The 21,690-nt window shown below is 39.9% G+C and carries 19 protein-coding genes, 5 tRNA genes and 3 pseudogenes; all 27 read right to left on the bottom strand.

Translation table 11 applies throughout. From position 1 onward, the window contains the following. Positions 1-8 precede the first annotated feature (8 nt). Positions 9-2,109 (bottom strand): annotated as a pseudogene (gene flhA / locus AB1A03_RS07220) (flagellar biosynthesis protein FlhA). Between the two features lie 154 nt (positions 2,110-2,263). Further along, a complete protein-coding gene (gene flhB, locus AB1A03_RS07215) occupies positions 2,264-3,403 on the bottom strand; it encodes a flagellar biosynthesis protein FlhB (protein ID WP_354623979.1) in 1,140 nt (379 codons plus the stop codon). A gap of 54 nt (positions 3,404-3,457) precedes the next feature. Next, positions 3,458-4,249 (bottom strand): flagellar biosynthetic protein FliR, encoded by a 792-nt coding sequence (gene fliR / locus AB1A03_RS07210; RefSeq protein WP_354624186.1) that lies wholly within the window; start codon positions 4,247-4,249, stop codon positions 3,458-3,460. Then, positions 4,249-4,518: a flagellar biosynthesis protein FliQ gene (gene fliQ, locus AB1A03_RS07205; RefSeq protein ID WP_354623978.1), complete on the bottom strand. Its 270-nt coding sequence runs from the start codon at positions 4,516-4,518 to the stop codon at positions 4,249-4,251. Before fliQ ends, fliR begins: the two co-directional genes overlap by 1 nt. Before the next feature lie 8 nt (positions 4,519-4,526). Continuing rightward, the gene (fliP, locus tag AB1A03_RS07200) at positions 4,527-5,270 is read right to left on the bottom strand and encodes a flagellar type III secretion system pore protein FliP (protein ID WP_354623977.1); all 744 of its coding nucleotides are present in this window, start codon (positions 5,268-5,270) and stop codon (positions 4,527-4,529) included. After that, the gene (gene fliO, locus AB1A03_RS07195) at positions 5,263-5,607 is read right to left on the bottom strand and encodes a flagellar biosynthetic protein FliO (protein ID WP_354623976.1); all 345 of its coding nucleotides are present in this window, start codon (positions 5,605-5,607) and stop codon (positions 5,263-5,265) included. Before fliO ends, fliP begins: the two co-directional genes overlap by 8 nt. A gap of 62 nt (positions 5,608-5,669) precedes the next feature. Next, on the bottom strand, positions 5,670-6,068 hold the full coding sequence (fliN, locus tag AB1A03_RS07190; RefSeq protein WP_354623975.1) for a flagellar motor switch protein FliN: 399 nt from the start codon (positions 6,066-6,068) through the stop codon (positions 5,670-5,672). A gap of 58 nt (positions 6,069-6,126) precedes the next feature. Continuing rightward, a complete protein-coding gene (gene fliM / locus AB1A03_RS07185) occupies positions 6,127-7,155 on the bottom strand; it encodes a flagellar motor switch protein FliM (RefSeq protein WP_354623973.1) in 1,029 nt (342 codons plus the stop codon). Between the two features lie 159 nt (positions 7,156-7,314). Then, positions 7,315-7,845: a flagellar basal body-associated FliL family protein gene (locus tag AB1A03_RS07180; protein ID WP_354623972.1), complete on the bottom strand. Its 531-nt coding sequence runs from the start codon at positions 7,843-7,845 to the stop codon at positions 7,315-7,317. Between the two features lie 81 nt (positions 7,846-7,926). Then, positions 7,927-9,666 carry a flagellar hook-length control protein FliK gene (locus tag AB1A03_RS07175; RefSeq protein WP_354623971.1) on the bottom strand — a complete coding sequence of 580 codons (1,740 nt, stop codon included), beginning with the start codon at positions 9,664-9,666 and terminating at the stop codon, positions 7,927-7,929. 161 nt (positions 9,667-9,827) lie between these two features. Continuing rightward, a pseudogene (fliJ, locus tag AB1A03_RS17340) lies at positions 9,828-10,275 on the bottom strand (flagellar export protein FliJ). A 21-nt stretch (positions 10,276-10,296) separates the two neighbouring features. Continuing rightward, on the bottom strand, positions 10,297-11,628 hold the full coding sequence (gene fliI / locus AB1A03_RS07160; RefSeq protein WP_354624185.1) for a flagellar protein export ATPase FliI: 1,332 nt from the start codon (positions 11,626-11,628) through the stop codon (positions 10,297-10,299). Next, positions 11,621-12,529, bottom strand: coding sequence for a flagellar assembly protein FliH (fliH, locus tag AB1A03_RS07155; RefSeq protein WP_354623968.1), 909 nt, complete (start codon positions 12,527-12,529; stop codon positions 11,621-11,623). The genes fliI and fliH overlap by 8 nt, the downstream gene beginning before the upstream one ends. Before the next feature lie 24 nt (positions 12,530-12,553). Continuing rightward, positions 12,554-13,614, bottom strand: a pseudogene (gene fliG / locus AB1A03_RS07150) (flagellar motor switch protein FliG). Then, positions 13,604-15,286 carry a flagellar basal-body MS-ring/collar protein FliF gene (gene fliF / locus AB1A03_RS07145; RefSeq protein ID WP_502945934.1) on the bottom strand — a complete coding sequence of 561 codons (1,683 nt, stop codon included), beginning with the start codon at positions 15,284-15,286 and terminating at the stop codon, positions 13,604-13,606. Before fliF ends, fliG begins: the two are co-directional and overlap by 11 nt. A gap of 55 nt (positions 15,287-15,341) precedes the next feature. Then, entirely contained in the window at positions 15,342-15,668 is a 327-nt protein-coding gene (gene fliE / locus AB1A03_RS07140) for a flagellar hook-basal body complex protein FliE (protein ID WP_354623966.1), read from the bottom strand. A 91-nt stretch (positions 15,669-15,759) separates the two neighbouring features. After that, entirely contained in the window at positions 15,760-16,335 is a 576-nt protein-coding gene (locus AB1A03_RS07135) for a hypothetical protein (protein WP_354623965.1), read from the bottom strand. A gap of 111 nt (positions 16,336-16,446) precedes the next feature. Further along, positions 16,447-16,929, bottom strand: a complete 483-nt coding sequence (locus tag AB1A03_RS07130; protein WP_354623964.1) for a YehS family protein — start codon at positions 16,927-16,929, stop codon at positions 16,447-16,449. 71 nt (positions 16,930-17,000) lie between these two features. Beyond that, positions 17,001-18,059, bottom strand: coding sequence for a quinolinate synthase NadA (gene nadA / locus AB1A03_RS07125; RefSeq protein WP_354623963.1), 1,059 nt, complete (start codon positions 18,057-18,059; stop codon positions 17,001-17,003). 105 nt (positions 18,060-18,164) lie between these two features. After that, a tRNA-Lys gene (locus AB1A03_RS07120) sits at positions 18,165-18,240 on the bottom strand. Positions 18,241-18,281: 41 nt separating this feature from the next. Continuing rightward, positions 18,282-18,357 (bottom strand) — tRNA-Lys (locus AB1A03_RS07115). Between the two features lie 139 nt (positions 18,358-18,496). After that, positions 18,497-18,572, bottom strand: a tRNA-Lys gene (locus AB1A03_RS07110). 42 nt (positions 18,573-18,614) lie between these two features. Continuing rightward, positions 18,615-18,690, bottom strand: a tRNA-Lys gene (locus AB1A03_RS07105). Positions 18,691-18,728: 38 nt separating this feature from the next. Further along, positions 18,729-18,804, bottom strand: a tRNA-Lys gene (locus AB1A03_RS07100). A 239-nt stretch (positions 18,805-19,043) separates the two neighbouring features. Beyond that, positions 19,044-19,784: a tol-pal system protein YbgF gene (gene ybgF, locus AB1A03_RS07095; RefSeq protein WP_354623962.1), complete on the bottom strand. Its 741-nt coding sequence runs from the start codon at positions 19,782-19,784 to the stop codon at positions 19,044-19,046. A 10-nt stretch (positions 19,785-19,794) separates the two neighbouring features. Then, the gene (gene pal, locus AB1A03_RS07090; protein WP_354623961.1) at positions 19,795-20,346 is read right to left on the bottom strand and encodes a peptidoglycan-associated lipoprotein Pal; all 552 of its coding nucleotides are present in this window, start codon (positions 20,344-20,346) and stop codon (positions 19,795-19,797) included. A gap of 25 nt (positions 20,347-20,371) precedes the next feature. Further along, positions 20,372-21,685 carry a Tol-Pal system beta propeller repeat protein TolB gene (gene tolB, locus AB1A03_RS07085; protein ID WP_354623960.1) on the bottom strand — a complete coding sequence of 438 codons (1,314 nt, stop codon included), beginning with the start codon at positions 21,683-21,685 and terminating at the stop codon, positions 20,372-20,374. Positions 21,686-21,690 lie beyond the last annotated feature (5 nt).

Below are 21,690 nucleotides of genomic sequence, written 5' to 3'. Positions count from 1 at the left end.
ACAACCAATTATTGCCCTATCGAACTAATTATTTTTATCTGCTTGTCATCGGGTATCTCTTGATATGACAGAACATGTAAACTCGGAATTGTATATTTTACAAATTTAGCTAACGTACCGCGTAATATACCGGAGGTTAACAATACCGCAGGCTGCCCCATCAATTCTTGCTGTTGTGCCGCCTCTAGTAATGAAGATTGTACTCTTTCAGCCAATCCCGGCTCAATACCTGCACCATCAGCACCACCAGCTTGCATAGATTTATGCAAAATTTGCTCCAAATCTGAAGATAGTGTTATAACAGGTAATTCGAGTTCATTGCCAATGATTTCTTGCACGATCATGCGTTTTAGTGAAATTCGACACGCGGCAGTCAATACCTCCGTGTCTTGGCTTTTAGGTCCATAGTCAACTAAGGTTTGAACAATTGTACGGATATCCCTCAGTGCTACATTTTCATTGAGCAAATTTTGTAATACTTTCACAACACTACTCAAGGATAATGTCTCTGGTACTAATCCCTCGACTAATTTAGGGTGTTTTTTAGCCAACAAATCTAACAGATTTTGCGCCTCTTCATGGCCTAACAATTGCGCGGCATTGTTACTTAAAATCTGGCTTAAATGAGTAGCAACCACGGTGGCGGTATCCACCACGGTATAACCTAACGCTTGGGCTTAAGTTTCGTTGAACTTCATCTATCCAAACTGCTTCCAAGCCAAAGGCAGGATCAATCCCAGCGACACCATCGATAGGGCCAAAAACTTGTCCTGGATTAATAGCCATCTCTTTATCGTGATAAATATCAGCAAAACCACAGCTAACACCCATCAAGGAGATATTATAATTATTAGGTGGTAAATCTAAATTATCACGTATATGAACTGGTGGGATTAAAAACCCCATTTCTTGCGACAATTTTTTACGCACGCCCTTAATACGATCAAGTAACTGACCTCCTTGACTTCGATCAACAAGGGGGATCAAACGGTAGCCGACCTCAAGCCCGATGGTGTCAACACTTCGCACATCATCCCAGCCTAACTCTTTATTAACGGCTGTTTGTTTGGCGTTCTCATTTACGCTACTCTCTTGCACTTGTAGTGCGGCTTCTTCTTTAGCTTTACTACGACTAAATTGCCAATACGCGCCACCAGCAGCCATACCACCTAATAATAAAAAGGCAAAATGAGGCATCCCCGGTACAATGCCCATTACTAATAAAATAGCCGCCGTGATCATTAATGCTTTGGGGTTGTCAAACATTTGACCCAGCATCCGCCCACCCATGTCGGCATCAGTATTTTCACGGGTAACGGTAATGGCAGCAGCAATGGATAAAAGTAGAGAGGGTATTTGTGCGACTAAGCCATCACCAATGGTCAATATAGTATAAATTTCAGCGGCTTGTGAAAATGGCAGGTCATATTCCAACATACCAATGATGAAACCACCGATAATATTAATAAATAGGATCATAATACCGGCAATGGCATCACCCTTCACGAATTTACTCGCACCGTCCATGGAACCGTAAAAGTCAGCTTCCATAGTTACTTCTTCGCGTCGTTTTCGTGCCTGATCTTGATCAATTAATCCCGCATTGAGATCGGCATCTATTGCCATCTGTTTTCCGGGCATGGCATCCAAAGTAAAGCGGGCGCTTACTTCTGAAATACGACCAGCACCTTTAGTCACAACAACAAAGTTAATGATCATTAAAATAAGGAAAACAATTAAACCAACAGCTAAATTGCCACCAATAACAACCGACCCAAATGCTTCAATAACATGTCCTGCAGCAGCGCCACCTTGATGACCTTCAAGTAACACAACGCGTGTTGAGGCGACATTTAACGCAAGCCGTAATAATGTAGCAATCAACAATACACTTGGGAATGCAGCAAAATCCAACGGACGTCGGGTATAAATGGAAACGAATAAAACCACTAAAGAAAGTGCGATATTAAAGGTAAAGAGCATATCAAGTAGAAACGCGGGCATTGGTAACATAACCATACCTAGCGCAGCCAACACCATGATAGGTGTACCTAAACCGCCACCTAATTTTGCTCTATTTGCCCATAGGGAAGTAAATAGTGTATTAATGTTGTTAACCTATAATCAAGTGATGATGTCTGTGATAGGAATCATGCCATAAATTGTATGATCATGCTGAATTCAAACGGCTACTATAATAAATCATTTACAATAATTTGAACAACTTCTAATTAAATAGATGATAAAAGTAGGTCGCAAAAAATTAACTATCATATTTAAAGTCATCTGGTATCACCAAATCACTAGGAAGTGCTTTAGGACGGCCAGACTTGCCTTGACGAAATCGGTCCAATTGATAAATGTAAGCAAGCACTTGTGCCACTGCGGCAAATAGAGCTTCAGGCACCTCGTCATTGATCTCTGTACTATGATATAAGGCACGACAGAGCGCTGGTGATTGTAAAATTGGCACCTCATTTTCCCGTCCAACTTCCCTTATTTTCATCGCCATAAAGTCAACCCCCTTAGCGACAACATAGGGAGCTCTGTCACCACTTTGCTCATACTTAATAGCGACCGAATAGTGTGTTGGATTGGTCACTATCACATCCGCATCGGGCACATCTCCCATCATTTTGCGTTGTGATGCCTCATATTGGAGCTGTCTGATCCGCTGTTTTACCTCGGGCTTCCCCTCTGAATTACGGTACTCATCTTTCACCTCTTGTTTAGTCATTTTTAATTCTTCACTGTGTTTATGTATTTGATAAGGTACATCAACAGCCACTATGATTAACAATGACAAACATAACACCATAAACATCCAAGCAATCATATCTAATGCTTTAAAAACACTACCAGGCAAAGGCGATACGGATAACTGTAATATTTCGTTAAAGGTAACGCCTAAAATCCACCACGCTATTCCCATCACGACAAGCACCTTTAGAATTGATTTTATTAACTCAACCCATGCCTGTTTTCCAACCATACGCTTCAAACCCGCAGCAGGGCTTAGACGACTCCATTTAGGCATCATCGCTTGCGTACTAAATATCATCCCACCCAATAGTGAGCTACCTAAGATGGAAACAATGAAAAGCATAAATAAAATAATAAACATCGGTAAACCCAAGCCAGAAAAGCCTGCCGATATATGTAACCACATCTGCTCAGGGGCAAAAATATCATCACGAACAAGGGTGAAACTTCGTTTCATCATTAGAAATAGCTGATAAGCGAGACGCTCGCCAAAAATAATAATGGCAATAGAGGCTGAAATTAATACGGAAGCTGTCGCTAACTCTTTAGAGCGAGCAACTTGCCCCTTTTCTTTGGATTTTCGCAGCTTATCGGGGGTGGCATCTTCGGAACGTTCCGTGCCGTTTTCATTTTCAGCCATCGCTACAACTCTCCTAGATGATCAAAGTGAAGCCCCATATAAGGCAGATAATAGTTACGGCCTTTCACAGCTATTATTAATTAATTCACACATTAAATTAATCGCACGCAACCATTGATTATCAAAGTGTATAGGGACATTGATCATGGTTACCCACAAAATAAATAGACCAAACACCATGCTAATTGAAAAGCCTAAACTGAATATATTTAATTGTGGTGCCGCTTTGGTCATTATGCCAAAGGAGAGGTTGACTAAAAGCATGGCTACCATGGATGCGATTGAAAAGGCTAATGCGGCACTAAACATCAAAGAAAACCAACTGGCCAGTTTTTCATAATCGGTTGCTAATAAGCCTTGCATAGATATTGGAAGCGTATCAAAACTGCGCACAATCATTTCGATCATCAACAGATGTCCATCTACCGCTAAAAAGAGAAGTGTCACTAATAGCACATAAAATTGCCCAACAACGGGGGAGGATTGCCCATTAGTCGGATCGGCCATCGAAGCAAAACCTAAACTGGTTTGCATTGCAATAATTTGTCCCGCAACGACAAAGGTCTGCACCACGAAAATTGAGATTGTACCGATTGCAATACCAATCAATAGTTGTTGCAAAATAACAATGACACTGGCAAATGAAAAGAGCTCGATAGTGACATGCAAAGGAGGTAGGACGGGTAACACAGCAAATGTAATTGCCAGTGCATAAAAAAGGCGAATACGTGTTGGTGTGGTACGAGAGCCAACCACAACCATCACCATCAACATGGCCGCAATACGACAAAATGCCCATAAATAAGAGGCAAGCCAATCGAGCAAAAATTCAGCAGAAAATACCATCAACCTACAACTTGCGGTATCTGTTCAATCATTGAGATAAAAAACACCATCAGCTTTTCCATTCCCCAATGCGCACCAAATGCAAGCGCGATTAAGGTCATCATTAAACGCGGTAAAAAACTTAATGTTTGCTCATTGATAGAAGTCGCCGCTTGGAAAATGGCAACCACTAAACCAATTAACAAGCTCGGTACAATAACGGCCGAAACTAACATCAGTACAAGCCATAATGCTTGTCTAAAAATAGAGACAAATACTTCAGGTTCCATCTGCTCTCCTACAGGCCAAAGCTATTAGCTAAACTACCCATAATCAAATTCCAACCATCCACTAAAACAAATAACATCAACTTAAATGGTAATGAAATAATCATCGGTGACAACATCATCATCCCCATTGCCATTAAAATACTTGCCACGACCAAATCTATAATTAAAAAAGGAATGAAGATCATAAAACCAATTTGAAATGCGGTTTTTAATTCACTGGTAACAAAAGCAGGAATAAGCACTGTGATAGGCACATCTTCTGGTGTCTCGGCCTGAACATTCGCGATTTCCATGAAGGTTTCCAAATCTTTCAGACGCGTCTGCGCTAACATAAAATCCATCATCGGCTTTTTGCCTTTTTCAAGCGCCTGAACAATGGTCAATTCTTCACTTAAGTAAGGCTGCAGCGCAGCCTCATTAATACGGTCGAAGACCGGAGCCATAATAAAAAAAGTTAAAAATAATGCGATCCCGTTAATCACTTGATTTGAAGGGGTTTGTTGCAAACCAAGTGCCTGTCGTAAAATTGACATCACGACAACAATACGCGTAAAGGAGGTCATTAAAATAAGCATCGCAGGCAAGAAACTTAACGCAGTCATGAACGCTAATACTTGTAGCGTAACGCTATACTCTTGATTTCCTGCGCTATTAGTGGTAACGGTTACAGCGGATAACGCCCCTGTTTGTGCCAATAGCTGAGGTGAGAAGAGTAATAAGATAAGGGCAAGTAGCGGATATATTTTACGCATCTGATTTACGACTTATTTTAGCTAATAATGTAGCAAAAGAGGTATTTACTTCTTTTGTAGTAGGCTCGTCAGTAGTTAACGGTTTACTATATTTATCAAGTAGTGAGATATTTTGCTCCGTCACTCCTAATAGATAGTGTTGACCATTAAGTTCAACTATCTGCACGCGACCTTTATTAGTTAGTGGCAATGTCGCAACCACTTTCATTGCAGTTTTTCCCTGTCCATTTTTTAAAAGATTGGTTTTTTTCATTAAAAAAGCAAATAAAAAAATACAGGCAATGACTAATAGCAAGGAGGCAAGTACGCTACCCAAAGCAAAATCAGGGTTGTTCATACTCTCCTCCATAGCAGATACATTGCTAGAAAAAACGGCTGCAATAGTAAGGAAAAAAATCCTCATTTTAGCTTTTTAATTCGTTCAGTTTGGCTGATGACATCCGTTAATCGGATACCAAACTTATCATTAACCACAACCACTTCACCATGCGCTATCAAGGTCCCATTTACCAAAACATCCAAAGGCTCTCCAGCAACGCGATCCAGTTCAACCACCGAACCTTGGTTTAACTGTAATAAATTACGAATATTAATTTTGCTACGGCCAACTTCCATGGAAATAGTCACGGGAATATCAAGTATACTCTCTAAGCGTGATGATTCTTCACTATCTAATCCCGTTGACGTGTCCTTAAGTTCATCAAGTTCAACACTATTAATCTGATTGGCTTTGCCAGCGTCACCAGATTCTTCGAGTGCCGCAGCCCACTCATCAGCCATATCTTGTTCATTACTCATATTTTTCCCTATTTACCATTTTTATGACTATCGTTAGTTATCCTAAGAACTAATTATGCTAGTGTTCTTCAGAGCCTAATTTTAAATTTGAAATCTGTAATTTACTATTATGTATCTTCGGACGTCTCAAGCGCTCTGTTATTTTCATGGCTAACTGCTCATTAGACTGCCCTAACGTTGCCTTGAATGTCGGCAATCCCTCTACAGATACCAACATTGACTCTGGCATATCCACAGGAATAATATCACCCACTTTAAAATTCATCATTTCGCGCAAGGTTAACTCTTTTTCCAATAATTTAGCGGTAATATCGACCGATACATCCATAATTTCATCTTCAAGCGCCTGGCTCCAGCGCTGATCGGTATCTTCTTTATCACTCTGCACACCCGCATCAAGTAATTCTCTTATTGGCTCTAACATAGCGTAAGGCATTGCAATATGAAAATCACCGCCACCGCCATCAAGTTCAATATGAAAAGAATTAACGACGATAACTTCGGTCGGGCTAACAATATTCGCCATGGCAGGGTTAACTTCTGAATCAAGGTACTCAAATTCAGCGTCCATCACGGGGGCCCATGCATCGTGGTAATCTTCAAATATTATTTTTAACAGCATTTGAATAATACGGCGCTCCGTTGGCGTAAATTCGCGTCCTTCTATCTTTGCATGATAGCGACCATCACCGCCAAAGAAATTCTCCACAAGAATAAATACCAAACGTGCTTCCATGGTGACGAGAGCGGTTCCTTTCAATGGGCGAAAACGTACCATATTCAAACTGGTTGGTACAAAAAGGGTGTGTAAATATTCACCAAATTTAAGCATTTGCACGCCATTAATGGAGACTTCTGCCGTGTGACGTAACATATTAAATAAACTAATTCTTAAATGACGCGCAAATCGTTCATTAACCAACTCCAAGGTTGGCATACGTCCTCGAACGATACGATCTTGTGAGGAAAAATCAAAATGAACAAGAGATTCTTCAGAGCCACCATCAATTTCAGCAATATCCTCTTCAACATCATCTACGCCATGAAGTAGCGCATCAATCTCATCTTGGGATAACAAATCTGCCATGAAAAATCCTACTGATATAAAGAATTAAAAAAGTAATGATTCAGGCAAACATCATGTTTGCCGTTCGACCATTAATAAAATTAAACCGCTTAAACTTTGCTCTTCGTAATAACGACTCTATTATGATGAAAGTAAAATGGGCTAAATAGTCACTAAAATTTACTGTAAAACAAAGCCTGTAAATAGTACCGCATTAATTAATGCTTTTTGCTCAACTTTTGATGTAGCTTCATTTAGTGCTTTTAAAAGATCGCTCTTAAGAGCTTCTTTACCTTCTGGACTACGCAATTGTGCAACCGTTGCAGAACTTAATACCTTAACAATTGTGCCTTCTAATAGTGGCCTATGCTTGCGAGTAAGTAACGCATATTCGTTGTTTCGAACCATTAATTGCACTTTAATTTGTACCAAACGCGTACGTTTACCATCTTCAACATTAAAAACAAAAGGCAGAGGCATAGGCACATAAACATTTTCAACAAACCCATTATCCACTTCTTCTTCAACCACTTGCTCTACGACGGGTTGTTCTTTTTCAGCGCTGTCATTGAAAAATAAAAAGTAAGCGCCGGCTGCAATTATTAATAATAATATACTGGCGGCTGCAATAATGATGATTAACTTTTTTTTACCGCCTTCTTTGACAGCTTCACCTTCAGCTGTTTCTTTATTGTTATCCGTGTCAGCCATTAACCTATATCCTTAAACTGTTAAAATAATTGTGCGGATTTTAATGCATTTCGATGACAAATTCAGTAATAATCAAAAACGTTATGCATAATAGTCTATTCCTTGAGCAGCCAAGGTGATATTTCCTTTAACCCATCCATCTAACTCCGACGTTGCAGACAATGTATTTTCACTTCGTGAACTATCACTATGTGCTAAATTCGTTTGCTGTTGGTTCTGCTGCTTTTGTTGTTGGCTTTGCTGCTCGATATTAGCTTCACCCAAATTAACCCCCTGTTGAGCAAGTTGTTCACGGAGTTTGGGTAAATGTTGCTCAATAAAATCGCGCGTTTGGCTCATTTGCGTGTGAATGGTTAGCTGCACTTGGTCCTGCTGTACTTGTACTTTTATATTCATTGAGCCAAGTTCAGCGGGATCAAGGCGAATTTGTATTTCCTGCTTATCCTGTGAAATCATCATCATCACTCGCTCTCCCAATAAAGCCGCATTCTGTTTAGCATGCAGAGATAATGGATCATGTAATGACGTTGCGTGCATGGTTAACATTGGTTGCGGCTGCCCATTCAATTTATCGCTTTGAGTCCCCGTGATGTGATTCGAACGAAGTAGCGAATTGCTATCCATCGATGCCGTTAATGCTGTTTTATCAGTTTGATTTGACGTTAAAATGTGTTCTTGTTTATCAGGGATAACCACGGCTGCTTGATTTTTTAAAAATGCTTCAGTTGATGCTTTATCGTTACTCATAGCGTTATCTTTTAACGCGATTTTTTCAGGCTCAAATAAACTTTTAGAAATCAGTTTACCCTTTTTTTCATCCTGAACTTCTACACTCTCATTTTCTGATTCTGTTTTATCCGATCCGCTCACAGCTTGACTGTTTAATCCACTAATACGTATATTGGTTTTTTGTGCTTCTTCTATCTGCGCTAAAATATTGGCAGGTTGCAACTCTGCTTGTGAGGGCTTAATCTCACCACTAGAATTGATAGAAGTACGCTTATCATCTTGCTGCGATAGCTTTGCGTCACCAGCAATATTAGCCGGGTTCCTTGTTTCGTTATTAGATGAAAAATAATGCGCTTCAAGCTGATTTTGAGCAACATTTTGTAAGCGACCTTCTGTATCGGATAAGACTCCTTGGGCTTGGATCCCTTCTTGGTCATTAATACGTGACGATAGCGATTGATGTTCCTTTTGCTTTTCGGCAAATGAAACACTATTTTGCTCCCCTTTTTTGACTTTATCATTTTCTATTTCGTTATCAATACCAGAAACATTGACCTTATTTGATTTATCGATGTTGCCTGTCGATAAAACAGCGTTATTCTTATCTGATTCGTTAATTTCTTGATCAACAGAGAGTTCCCTGTTTTTCTCTGAGTGCAACTTTTCATTTTCACTCCTATTGAGCAGGCGCTCGCCCTCAGCAACTACCGCGTGAGTATCAACCTCAACGGTCTGATTATCCCACTCAAAGCTGACCTCTGTCTGGCTATAATCTTGAACGCTCAGCTCCTCTTCAACTGCATCAACTAATTCGCTCTCATTGATTGAACTAGGCTCAGCACTATCTTTATTTATTTCTTCTTCAGATAAAGTTGATTGAAGTTGCTCTGATAATGTTTTTGCACTGGCATCGATTGCTTGTTTTGGTGTTATCGCAGCATCAAGCAGAGTAGAAAAAATGCTATTTTTCTTTTTCACTTGCGTCTCTGCGGATGATCCATCAATCTCATCGCCCTTGGATTCATTTGAGCTAACCGACTCTTTTGACTGCAAGGAGGACGGTGAGGTCGGTAATAAAATAGATTGCATCATGTAATAACTCTCTTAAACAACATTTATTGCCGCTTTTTCTAATTCAACACCAAAAGCAAACAATAAATAACATTAAAAATCAGATAATTAACCAAAAAACAGAGCAATTAACCAACATGTAAAGTAGACATTTAAAAATAAAGCAATATATAGGCCATAAATTATCTTCGTGGGGCGCTTTTTTGAAAAAACTGAAAGGTGGAAAACTCATCAAGTAATTGTTGCTCTTTACGGTCGGCTATTTTCGCATTTTGTTGCGCTTTCTTCTCTAATAACATTAGCAATGCTTTGCAGCTCACCTGACTATCTAACCAATGCTTCTTACTGGCCTGCACATCGTATTCAAATTTAACCATCGATTGCTGCTGATTGGTGATCCCTTCATCAATCTGCATGATGAAACGCTGGTATTTAGCCAATTCAGAGATGGATAGCCCCTCCCCCCTTTGCAGTTAATTGGGAAATATATTGTTGTCGGTATTGGCTTAGATTTTGTAATTGTTTGCGCTGCTCAAACAACATCTTTTGTGATTTTTGATAGGCGTATAATGCTTGCTCTACCTGTTTTTCACGCTGTTCATAAACAAGTTGTAGTGCATCTCTGGCCATCTAAATCCCTTTTTCATAAAGTTAACTATTAACAAACTGTTGCGTTAAGGACGCTAGTTGTGTCAAACAATCGTTATAACTAATGCTATCTTTCATACCCTGCTGCAAAAAATGGTCCAACTTTGGCTTAATTACGATCGCTTTATCAATTCTTGGATCACTGCCCCTCGCATAGGCGCCAATAGTTATCAACTCTTTGTTCTCTTGATATAAAGAATAAGCTTGTTTTAAAGCGCGAGCTAAAATTTGATGTTCATCTGAAGTGACCATGGGCATCACACGACTAATCGATTTACCCACATCAATCGCGGGGAAGTGGCCAGAATCGGCCAATTCTCGAGATAATACGATATGACCATCAAGAATAGCTCTTGATGCATCGGCAATGGGATCCTGCAAATCATCACCTTCCGTTAATACTGTGAAGAAGGCGCTAATAGACCCTTGATTTTCATTACCATTTCCAGCTCGTTCAACTAAAGCGGGTAATTTAGCAAACACGGAGGGAGGATACCCCTTGGTTGCAGGAGGCTCTCCGATGGCTAAGGCGATTTCACGTTGAGCTTGTGCAAAACGCGTTAAAGAGTCCATTAAAAGTAAGACATTTAAGCCTTGATCACGAAAATATTCTGCAATAGTTAAAGAGGTTTCACATCCTTTTAAGCGCATTAATGGCGAAGCATCCGCCGGAGCTGCAATTACAACGGCACGCTTACGTCCCTCTACACCTAATATTTCCTCAATAAACTCTTTAACCTCTCGGCCACGTTCCCCAATAAGACCAACCACCACGACATCAGCCGTTGTACCACGAGTCATCATACCTAAAAGCACACTTTTACCGACACCAGACCCCGCAAATAACCCCATACGTTGACCTTTGCCAACAGTTAATAATGAATTAATCGCTTTAATACCAACATCCAGAGGCTCTTTAATTGCTTTACGACTTAGTGGATTAATACGCGGGTTATTATATTGGCTAGATTGTGCCGTAATGATATCTCCCTTGCCATCAATCGGTTTACCAATGCCGTCTAAGACCCTTCCCAATAATTCCATGCCAACGGGAATTCCCTGTGCAACGGTTTGTGGGATAACTTTCGCACCTGGGACAACTCCTGTTAGCCTTTCACTGGGCATTAAAAAAAGACGTTCATCAGAAAAACCAACGACTTCGGCATCAATAAAGCCATCCTTGGTTTCCACTTTGCATAAACTTCCCACCGCAGCGGTACAACCGATAGCCTCCAAGGTTAGCCCAACGACACGAATAAGTTTCCCTGATACCGTTGGGTGAGTCACTAACTGATCTGTTTGGTATTGCGTAAGTCGCTGTGCAAGGCTATTCATTTTTAGCATCAACATCCGAATTAGGATTAAGCTCATCGCTATCACTGACATCATCGGGCGGCGCTATTTCTGGCTGGTCAATATTATCGATAGGCGCATTATTTGATAAGTCAGAATCATCATTTTTATCTGGCATGAAATCATGGTTTTCTTTAAAGAACTGCTTTAACACCTGATCTATTCGATGTGAAAATAGATAATCCACACTGGAAATTTTTGTCTGTATTTGACAGTCGCCACGCGCTAATGCCGGCTCAGCTTGCAAATCCCAACCTCGTTTTTCACAGAGCGAAGGAGGATAGGCGGCTTGTACAAAGAGTAGATCATCTGGATGTAATAAAATATGTATTGTTTGCTCTGAGACAGGGAGTGCTTCAACGGCTTGTTTTAAAGCATGCAAAATTATCTGCGGATTAGTTTGTACTTCACAACGGGTAATTTGTTCAGCAAGCGCTGTTGCTAAACGCACCAATTGATACTCAACACTATCATCAAGCTTTTCGAGTGGATTATGCAGCCGCTCAATCAAACGTTGCCAATGATTGACTTGCTCATCAATTTGCGTTTGCCCTTCACTACGACCTTCACTCAAGCCTAATTCCGTACCTTCTTGTTTGCCCTCAATAAAACCTGCCGCCTTCCCTTCTTCATGTCCAGCACTGTCACCGGCTTCTTTTCCTTCTTTAAAGCCATCCTCATAGGCCGATAAACGAATTGCCTCAATGTCCTCTAACGTTAATGGGGTTGGTTCATCTTCAAGGGCTTCTTCTTCTTCGCTTATTTTTTCATGACTATACCAAGCAGCAGGTTTACCAAATAAACTCACCTCATCAGCATCGTCCTCTGTTTCTCCCATTTCGGGCAAATGCCAATTAACAAATTCTGGTTTGTCATCTTTCATGAGAGTACTCTCCGGCTACCTGAATTATAAGTATTCATCACCACCACCACCACCAAGCATGATTTCACCAGCATCAGACAGGCGACGAGCAATGGTAAGTATCTCTTTTTGAGCCGCTTCCACTTCACTAATACGCACAGGTCCCATCGCTTCTAGATCGTCACGTAGCATTTCAGCTGCACGAGAAGACATATTTTTGAATATTTTTTCTTTAAGCTGTTCATCGGCACCTTTAATCGCTAATTTCAGCTGCTCACCAGGTACTTCACGTAATAATGTTTGTGTACCACGGTCATCAAGGTCAATAAGGTTATCAAAGACAAACATAAGATCTTGAATTTGTTGACTCATATCTTCATCAGACTCGCGCAGAGCATCCATTAACGGACCTTCTATAGCCGTATCTAAATAGTTCATTATATTAGCAGCAGCTTTGGTTCCCCCATTTTCGCTGCTTGAGCACCCGCCTGTCCGGCAAACTGTTTCTCCATGATTTCATTCAGCTCTTGTAATGCGGCAGGTTGTACCTCTTCTAATCCGGCAATACGCATCATCAGATCCAGTCGAATTTTTTCGGGGAATTGAGTTAATATTTCAGCAGATTGTTCCGGCTCCAAGTAAGACAACACAATGGTTTGGATTTGAGGATGCTCATTTTGAATAATCGCAGCCACTTGCCGCGCATCCATCCATTTCAATGAATCAAGTCCTTTCGAGCCACTGCCTAATATAATTTGATCAACCAAATTCCCGGCTTTATCTTCACCTAATGCTTCAATAAGCGATGCTCTAACAAAGTTTTCACTATCTAAACCGATGTTGCTATATTTTTGGATATCTTCTATAAATAAACGGTGCACACTACTCACACTCGCCTGTGAAGAATCCTTTAAAGCAGCCATCTGCATCCCTAACTTTTGCACTTGTTTCGGCTCTAAGTTACGAAATATTTGTGCAGCATCGGCAGGCGTTAAACTGAGCATAAGTAAGGCTGATTTTTCTACACCTGTAAGCGTAGTGACATCAAAATCGGTACCCGCGACCTTATTATTTTTACTATCTACTTCTGCTTTTTTATCCGTCATCTTTAATTAACCACTCTTTAATTACCTGTGCAGACAAACCGGGCTCATTGGCAACTAATGCCCGCACCGCTTTAAGTAAGTCTTCATCTTTGTGTAAATCTGGCAATACAACTTGACCATTCGTGATACCAAATTCAATACCATTATCATCGTCATTCAATAACTGCAAATCATTACCAGACATAGAGCCAATTGCACCACCTAACTCATACTCATCCACTTTTTCAAGCATTTCAGGATAAAGTAGTTTTTTCATAATAGGGCGTACAATTAACAGTAAAGTTAATAAAATAATCAACATACTGCCACCGAAGCGGACATAGCTTTGGAATATCTCAGTTTTCCAGAACTCTTCTTCTGCATCACTTGCTAACTCGGGGCGGTTAAAACTCACCGATGCTATTTCTAACACATCACCACGAGCAACATTAATACCTAATCCACCCAATAGTAAACGACGTATATTGGCGATTTCTTCAGCAGGACGAGGCGTATAAACGACATCACCAGCTTCATTGGTGGTCGTGACATAATCTAGTGCAACGGAAACAGCTAAGCGATCCACTTTACCAATTTTATGCTTAATATAGGTAACCGTACTATCCACTTCGAAATTTCGCGTTGTTTCATTATGTGAATTACCATCAACGGTTTTAGCCGATTCGTTTCCAGCAACTTCTTCTGGTATAGAGGACGTTGCTGGAGGCTGATTACTTAATGCTCCGGGTACTGAGCCAGCCAAGGCACTGGTTGATTTTGTTTCAACAAGCATTTCACTTCTAACTGCTTGCTGAGTTGGGTTAAAGGTTTTCTTGGTCTCTTCAACAACGGTAAAATCCATCATCAAATCGACTTCAGAAGTGTAGTTAGCCAATCCTAGCACCGGAATTAATATGGCATCAATTTTCGCTTTATATTCGTCTTCGCGTTCACGTTGGAGAGCAAATTCTTTACTCGATTGAGCAGACATGCCACTACTGCTACCAGAATGAAGTAAACGTCCCCGCTGATCGCTCACGGTGACATTATTCGGAGATAACCCTTGCACAGCGGATGCCACAATATCGACAATGGAGTCAACTTCTTGACTCGAAAGCGTATAAGAGCGAGCAGTCGTGACCACTACGGTAGCACTTGCTTCACGTTCTTTTCGTGCAAACACACTCTCCTTTGGTATCGCCAGTAATACCTTCGCGTTAGTCACACTTTTCATCTCTTGAATGGCCAAGGCTAATTGGCGCTCACGACTTAGCTTCAAACGCTCTTTTTCTACACGTTGGCTAACCCCAAAGCCCATATCTTGGAGAAGAATATCATCACCATCTTCACTATTATCATTAACTAACCCAGCACGTGTCATCTGTAGTTTTATTTTCTGATATTGTTCAGAGATAACAAGTATCGAATTTCCTTCGAGTTTGTATTGAATTTGCTGTTTATCAAGGAAATCAAGTGTCGTAATTAACTCCTCTGTTTGGTAGGTACCAAGAGGACGGTAGTCAGCTTCTTTACCCCATGACCAAATAATAACAACGATGGCCAAAACAATCAGCAAACCGATAATCATGCTAATTTGTCTGAGTACGTCAACATTTGAAAAGAAAGCCGCGATAGCCCCCTTTTGAGGCGCAACCGTTTCATCATTGTTGTAGTTACTATCTTCTAATAACATGTTAGGGGTATTATCTGAACTAGCCACAGTTTATCCTTTTTCTGAGTCAATACACCTAAACAGGCATGCTCATCACTTCTTTATATGCTTCTACCATTTTATTACGTATTTGCACGGTTGCATCAAATGCCAAGCTTGATTTATTGGCAGCAATCATCACTTCGCCTAAACTAATCTCTTTATCACCCATTTCAAAGCGATTACGTAATTCTGTTGTATTTTGTTGTAGCCCATTCACATTATCTATCGCTTGTTTGAGCATTTTAGAAAAATCAGCGGATGAGGAGTTGGTTGGTTGGCTGGCAAATTCGCCTTCGATTCGCTTATTCTGAATGTTTGCGCTGCCTAACTCATTAAATAATGCAGAAGTATTAAGATTCATAATATTAACCCATTTATTGACACATACATCCAGAAAAGCAATATTCATGCCATTAAATGGGCTGATTAACTCTGCGTTTTAGCCAGCAACACTATTGTTGCTGTAATTTTTCTAATTCAGCATCAAGCTGTTGTTCAGCTCTTTGCGCTTTAAACTCCGTATACAACAGATCTTTTTGTTGTGCAGACATAGGGCGTTTTGCTGCATTTACTAAATTATCAAATATCTCTTTAGTAGATTCTTGACCAATAGCAACCAAGACACAGAGATTATCTTTACCAGCAATTTCAACAATATCTGTTTTAACAAGGCTAGTACCCACTAACGTTTGTTGTGTTACCTGCTTAGAAACACTAGAAAATGTAGTCCCAGATTCTACGCCACTGCTCACTTCTATTTTATCCCGATATATTTTGTCTAGCGCACTGACTCGCGATTCAATACGTTGAGCAAGAGAAGCACGCCCATTAGCTAATGCTTGTTGCCTATCAATGGACATATTTCCAGAAAATAAAACACACTCAGAAACAGCAATACCATCTTCAATTTGCGGATCTAAAATCCATTTAGGAATACTGCCAATGGATGTCTCTTTCTCCGTTGATGAAGAGCAACCAACAACTAAAACAAGCAAAGATAAACTCAAAACCTTCATTATAGATAACATCGCTTTATTCCTTATCGTTATTATAATCAAAAAAACACCTTTCTATGACTATAACTGCTCCCAATTAAAATGCAAAAATAGCCGTTGGTTATAGTATCAACTAAGAGACACTTAAACTTCGCTTTCTGTTCCACGAAAACGTTTAGTTATACCATTTAAAAAATTTCTAAGTAATTGATCTCCACAGACTTTATAATTACGGTAATCTTTTTTCCTAAATAAAGCTGAAAGCTCCGCTTTAGAAACAGGGAATTCCACCGAGTCTAACGCAGCAAGCATATCTTCTTCTTTAAAGTTAAGTGCGATGCGTAATTTACGTAAAATATCATTATTAGAAATCACCGCTTTAGCAGGCAAAAGAATTGGACTACTACCTTCTTTTTTACCACGTTTAGCATCGATAAGCCCATCAAGAAATAAAGAAAGTAAGCTATCACGACAAAACACAAAATTATCTTCGCCCTCTTTTGCGATGATGCTATGCAGATAATTTTCATCGATAGGATTATCTACCGATGCAAATATTTCTAACATCTTTTTATCATTAAGTTGTAGCGCATAACGTACACGTCGTAGAACATCATTTGTGATCATAATTTCTCAGTAAGTAATAAGTAAGTAATAGGGTTAATTAAGTCAATGCAATGGGTATAATCAAATTGATATTATGCATTACCTTGCACTTTCAACTGTTGCTCCGCAGCAAAGTCAAGCATACGATTTAATGAAACTAATGCACCTTGAGCAACTTTTTCATCTACATAAATCTCATGGCCCGTTGCATCCGTTAATGCATTATAGATCGCTTTCAACCCATTCATTGCCATCCAAGGACAATGCGCACAACTTCGACAGGTTGCACCGTTGCCAGCGGTTGGTGCAGCTAGAATCTCTTTATCCGGGCAAGCCTGTTGCATCTTATAAAAAATGCCCTTATCCGTTGCTACAATGAGCTTTTTATTAGGTAACGCCTTCGCTGCTTTAATTAATTGACTTGTTGAACCAACTGCATCGGCTAATTTAACGACGCTTTCGGGTGACTCAGGATGGACTAAAATTGCAGCATCTGGGTACACAGCTTTCATATCTCGTAACGCACTGGCTTTAAATTCATCGTGAACGATACAGTCGCCTTGCCACATTAGCATATCTGCATCTGTTTTAGCTTGTATATAACCACCAAGGTGTCGGTCAGGCCCCCAAATTATTTTTTTATTTTCACTGTCTAAATGTTCAACGATCTCCAATGCAATACTTGATGTTACAACCCAGTCTGCTCTTGCCTTTACTGCTGCCGATGTATTGGCATAAACAACCACGGTACGATCTGGATGTTGATCGCAGAACTCGCTAAATGCATCAACTGGGCAACCTACATCTAACGAACAGGTTGCTTCAAGTTCTGGCATTAAGACATGCTTATGGGGCGTTAAAATTTTAGCGGTCTCCCCCATAAAACGAACACCAGCAATAATCAAGGTTTTAGCAGCGTGATCTCGGCCGAAACGAGCCATTTCTAAAGAATCGGCAACATAGCCTCCAGTCTCTTCAGCTAACGCTTGGATTTCAGGATCGGTATAATAGTGAGCAACTAAAACAGCATCTTTTTCAATTAATAACTGTTTAATCTTTGCTTTGTAATCGCACTTTTCAGACTCGGTAAGTACCGACGGCTTTGCTGGGAACGGGTAATCAGAACCAGCAAGAGGAGATATTTTGCTCATATTTGTCTCGATGTTTAGTAAATATAGATAAATTATACCGTGGTTAAAAATAAAAACGACAATTAAAACATGAGGGAGTGATTAATAAATTTCATTTAAAATGAGTGGTGGGCCGTGAAGGATTTGAACCTTCGACAAATGGATTAAAAGTCCACTGCTCTACCAACTGAGCTAACGGCCCATATAATGGGTATGAATAAATTTACTTTTATAAAATAAAAGTGGTGGGCCGTGAAGGATTTGAACCTTCGACAAATGGATTAAAAGTCCACTGCTCTACCAACTGAGCTAACGGCCCGATATACGGTGAAACTGACGAATAAAAGGTTGAACCTTCGACTCTTATCAACACAATAGGATTAAAAATCGACTTCTAAACCAACTGAGCTAACGGCCCATAAATGGGTCTTACTAACTGTACTTTTACAAAATAAAAGTGGTGGGCCGTGAAGGATTTGAACCTTCGACAAATGGATTAAAAGTCCACTGCTCTACCAACTGAGCTAACGGCCCACAAATGGGTCTTACTATTTTTACTTTTACAATGCATAAAAGTGGTGGGCCGTGAAGGATTTGAACCTTCGACAAATGGATTAAAAGTCCACTGCTCTACCAACTGAGCTAACGGCCCATAAATGGGGTATTACTATTATACTTTTACAATAAAAGTGGTGGGCCGTGAAGGATTTGAACCTTCGACAAATGGATTAAAAGTCCACTGCTCTACCAACTGAGCTAACGGCCCATAAATGGGTCTTACTAATTTAGATTAGTTTGTACTTATCAATCATTTTAACCAATAAGTTAACACAAAAGAACCTTAAATTGAAAACAACCACCGTGATATAACTCACAGGTCACGCTTCAACTGCGGCGTATAATATAGAATTTTTTTAATAGCGCAACAAAAAAAAAAGCTTTTCGTTCTGCTTGCTGAGAAAACAAACAAAATCACCTAGTTCAGCAAAGTGCTCACCAATGTGATCATAAAACTTTCAACCTCTCCTTCGACAATTCAGCGGCTGACGAGTTGGGATATTCAGCCACGGCTTTTTGATAAAAAACTTTCGCCGATGTTAGGTTCCCCAAATATTCATCGATAAGGCCAATTTTAAAAAGAGAATCAGCTCGCTTATTAGATTTAGGGTAATCATCTATAACAATTAAAAAGGCTGATCGCGCTTCATCACGCTTTTTCTGTTTATATAGCAATTGCCCTAACCAGTACTGTGCATTTGCAACATATTCTGATTTCGGGTAGTCAACTACAAAGGCCTCGAAGGCGGCAATCGCTTGTTGGTATTCTTTATTTACCAAGACAAGATCAACGGCACTTTGATAGGCAACTTGCTCATTTTTGCTTTCAGGTTTTACACTGTCAACATTTGCAACGGGTTGCAGCTTGGCTTTTTTCTGTTCTTCAATTAATTGATATAAATTACGTTGGCGATTTTCAATTTCTTCAATTTTATGATTAAAGACCTCGATATTACCTTGTAACATACTCATTTCTTGTGATAAAAGATCAAGCTGACTCTGCATCTTGACTTGCATTTTATTACGCGTCTCCAATAAGCGAGACAACTCATTTAGCTGCTTTTCTAACTCGCCATTAGTCGTATTTCCCGTACTTGACCTAAGGTCAGCCACAGGAGCCGCTGCAGATACAGGTAACGAGGATAAAGAGGCCAATAAGATGGCCATTGTATAGATTTTATATCTCATAGGTAAAAACTTAATAGGTTAATTCAGCACGACGATTTTCAGCCCAACCAGACTCATTATGTTCAAAATTAACAGGCTTTTCTTCACCATAACTTACAACTGAAATTTGCTTACTCATTACCCCCATATTTTCTAAATAGGTAGCAACCGATGCTGCACGACGCTCTCCTAAAGCGATGTTATATTCAGGTGTCCCTTTGGCATCGGTATGCCCTTCGATAACCACTACTTTTGCAGGGTGATCAATCAAAAATTTGGCATGAGCATCTAAAATTGTAGCAAATTGAGGTTTGATTGTTGCTGCATCAAAATCAAATAAAATAGTTGATTCTAAAATCGCTGAGGTATATTCCTTCACCATTATCTCTTCATCAGTTAATTCAATAACGTCACCAACTTCAATAGACTCAGTTTGCACTCCATTGTTATTTTCACTAGTGTTTGTAGCAGCTTGTTGCGATGCAGATTTTGTTGCTTCTGACTCAGTGGTAGAGCTACATGCCCCTAATGCCAACATAGGTAATGCAATTAATAAGCTTTTTGAAATCATAGTTAGGTTCATACTACTTCCTTATCGTTTGGTTGAATTAATTTAAAAATGGAGACCAAGCTGGCGATTTAACTTCACCATTGAGCGCTGGTATATTAGCTTTAAAACGTCCATCCATAGATACCAGTGCTAATCCCTGCTTACCTTTATAAACCGTACTATAGATTATCATACTACCATTAGGAGCAATACTTGGTGATTCATCTAGTTGGGTTTTAGTTAATGTTCTTAACTCACTTGAATTTAGGTCTTGTACTGATATTTTATAATCACCTTGATGGCGAGTTACCACAACTAGACTATCACCATTGGGGGTAATTGTGCCACCTAAATTAACATCCCCCTGCCAAGTAACTCGTTTTATTTTCCCCGTTGCGAGTGTCACTTGATAGACCTGCGCTTTTCCGCCTCGTTCGGAGGTAAATACAAGACTTTGCCCATCGGGAGCCCAACTTGGTTCGGTATCAATGACTCGACTTTTAGTGATACGGCGTAGCGCTTTAGTGGTCAGATTAATGGTATAAATATCTGGTTGCCCATCCTTTGAAAGAACGATTGCTAACTCTTTACCATCGGGAGAAAAACTCGGTGCACCATTAATTTTAGGGTATTGAGTAATTAATTCGCGTTGCTGAGTAAACAGATCTTGCACCCAAATTTCTGAGCGACGTTTCTCAAAACTGACATAGGCCAATTTACGCCCATCTGGCGACCAAGAAGGAGACATTATAGGTTGTTTAGAACGTAAAATGGTTTTTTCATTATAGCCATCGTAATCGGAAATACGCAGTTGAAATGGATGCTCATCGTTTCTATCAACGGCGACATAGGCAATCTTAGTCGAAAAAGCGCCCTTAACACCGGTCAATTTCTCATAAACAATATCACTGATTTTATGGGCTAACGGACGCAGTTGTTCTGTTTTTACAATACTTCGTCCTTGATCTAATAGAGGGTTATAACCTTCGATATCAACATTACCTTTTACAACATCAAACAATTGATAACTTACAATATATTGTCCCGCATCTTGCGCAGCTTGGATCGTGCCAATAACAATCACTTCAACCCCCGCTTTATGCCATAACGCATAATTAATATCTTCACTTTTAGAAGGTGTCTGCGGCATTTTAGCAATAGCGATAGCGTTAAATTGTCCACTGCGTTGCAAATCTGCGGCAATAATATCAGAGAGATTATCCGGTTTATCTCCTGCACCTACCCATTGAAAGGGGACCACGGCAACGGGTCTTGCACTATTAACCCCCTCCGTAATTAAAATTTCTAGACGCGCACTGACATTCGCTGAAAAAACAATAAAAAGAAAAGACAATATAAAACGATAAAACATGGACA

Source organism: Psychromonas sp. MME2, assembly GCF_040566515.1.
Lineage (GTDB): Bacteria > Pseudomonadota > Gammaproteobacteria > Enterobacterales > Psychromonadaceae > Psychromonas.
This window is presented reverse-complemented; position numbering and strand designations above follow the sequence as displayed.

What these genes read in the sequence shown, in the direction of transcription:
- flhB (WP_354623979.1), bottom strand. Translation starts at nt 3,403, where the DNA reads ATGGCTGAAAATGAAAACGGCACGGAACGTTCCGAAGATGCCACCCCC.
- fliR (WP_354624186.1), bottom strand. Translation starts at nt 4,249, where the DNA reads ATGGTATTTTCTGCTGAATTTTTGCTCGATTGGCTTGCCTCTTATTTA.
- fliQ (WP_354623978.1), bottom strand. Translation starts at nt 4,518, where the DNA reads ATGGAACCTGAAGTATTTGTCTCTATTTTTAGACAAGCATTATGGCTT.
- fliP (WP_354623977.1), bottom strand. Translation starts at nt 5,270, where the DNA reads ATGCGTAAAATATATCCGCTACTTGCCCTTATCTTATTACTCTTCTCA.
- fliO (WP_354623976.1), bottom strand. Translation starts at nt 5,607, where the DNA reads ATGAACAACCCTGATTTTGCTTTGGGTAGCGTACTTGCCTCCTTGCTA.
- fliN (WP_354623975.1), bottom strand. Translation starts at nt 6,068, where the DNA reads ATGAGTAATGAACAAGATATGGCTGATGAGTGGGCTGCGGCACTCGAA.
- fliM (WP_354623973.1), bottom strand. Translation starts at nt 7,155, where the DNA reads ATGGCAGATTTGTTATCCCAAGATGAGATTGATGCGCTACTTCATGGC.
- AB1A03_RS07180 (WP_354623972.1), bottom strand. Translation starts at nt 7,845, where the DNA reads ATGGCTGACACGGATAACAATAAAGAAACAGCTGAAGGTGAAGCTGTC.
- AB1A03_RS07175 (WP_354623971.1), bottom strand. Translation starts at nt 9,666, where the DNA reads ATGATGCAATCTATTTTATTACCGACCTCACCGTCCTCCTTGCAGTCA.
- fliI (WP_354624185.1), bottom strand. Translation starts at nt 11,628, where the DNA reads ATGAATAGCCTTGCACAGCGACTTACGCAATACCAAACAGATCAGTTA.
- fliH (WP_354623968.1), bottom strand. Translation starts at nt 12,529, where the DNA reads ATGAAAGATGACAAACCAGAATTTGTTAATTGGCATTTGCCCGAAATG.
- fliF (WP_502945934.1), bottom strand. Translation starts at nt 15,286, where the DNA reads ATGTTATTAGAAGATAGTAACTACAACAATGATGAAACGGTTGCGCCT.
- fliE (WP_354623966.1), bottom strand. Translation starts at nt 15,668, where the DNA reads ATGAATCTTAATACTTCTGCATTATTTAATGAGTTAGGCAGCGCAAAC.
- AB1A03_RS07135 (WP_354623965.1), bottom strand. Translation starts at nt 16,335, where the DNA reads ATGTTATCTATAATGAAGGTTTTGAGTTTATCTTTGCTTGTTTTAGTT.
- AB1A03_RS07130 (WP_354623964.1), bottom strand. Translation starts at nt 16,929, where the DNA reads ATGATCACAAATGATGTTCTACGACGTGTACGTTATGCGCTACAACTT.
- nadA (WP_354623963.1), bottom strand. Translation starts at nt 18,059, where the DNA reads ATGAGCAAAATATCTCCTCTTGCTGGTTCTGATTACCCGTTCCCAGCA.
- ybgF (WP_354623962.1), bottom strand. Translation starts at nt 19,784, where the DNA reads ATGAGATATAAAATCTATACAATGGCCATCTTATTGGCCTCTTTATCC.
- pal (WP_354623961.1), bottom strand. Translation starts at nt 20,346, where the DNA reads ATGAACCTAACTATGATTTCAAAAAGCTTATTAATTGCATTACCTATG.
- tolB (WP_354623960.1), bottom strand. Translation starts at nt 21,685, where the DNA reads ATGTTTTATCGTTTTATATTGTCTTTTCTTTTTATTGTTTTTTCAGCG.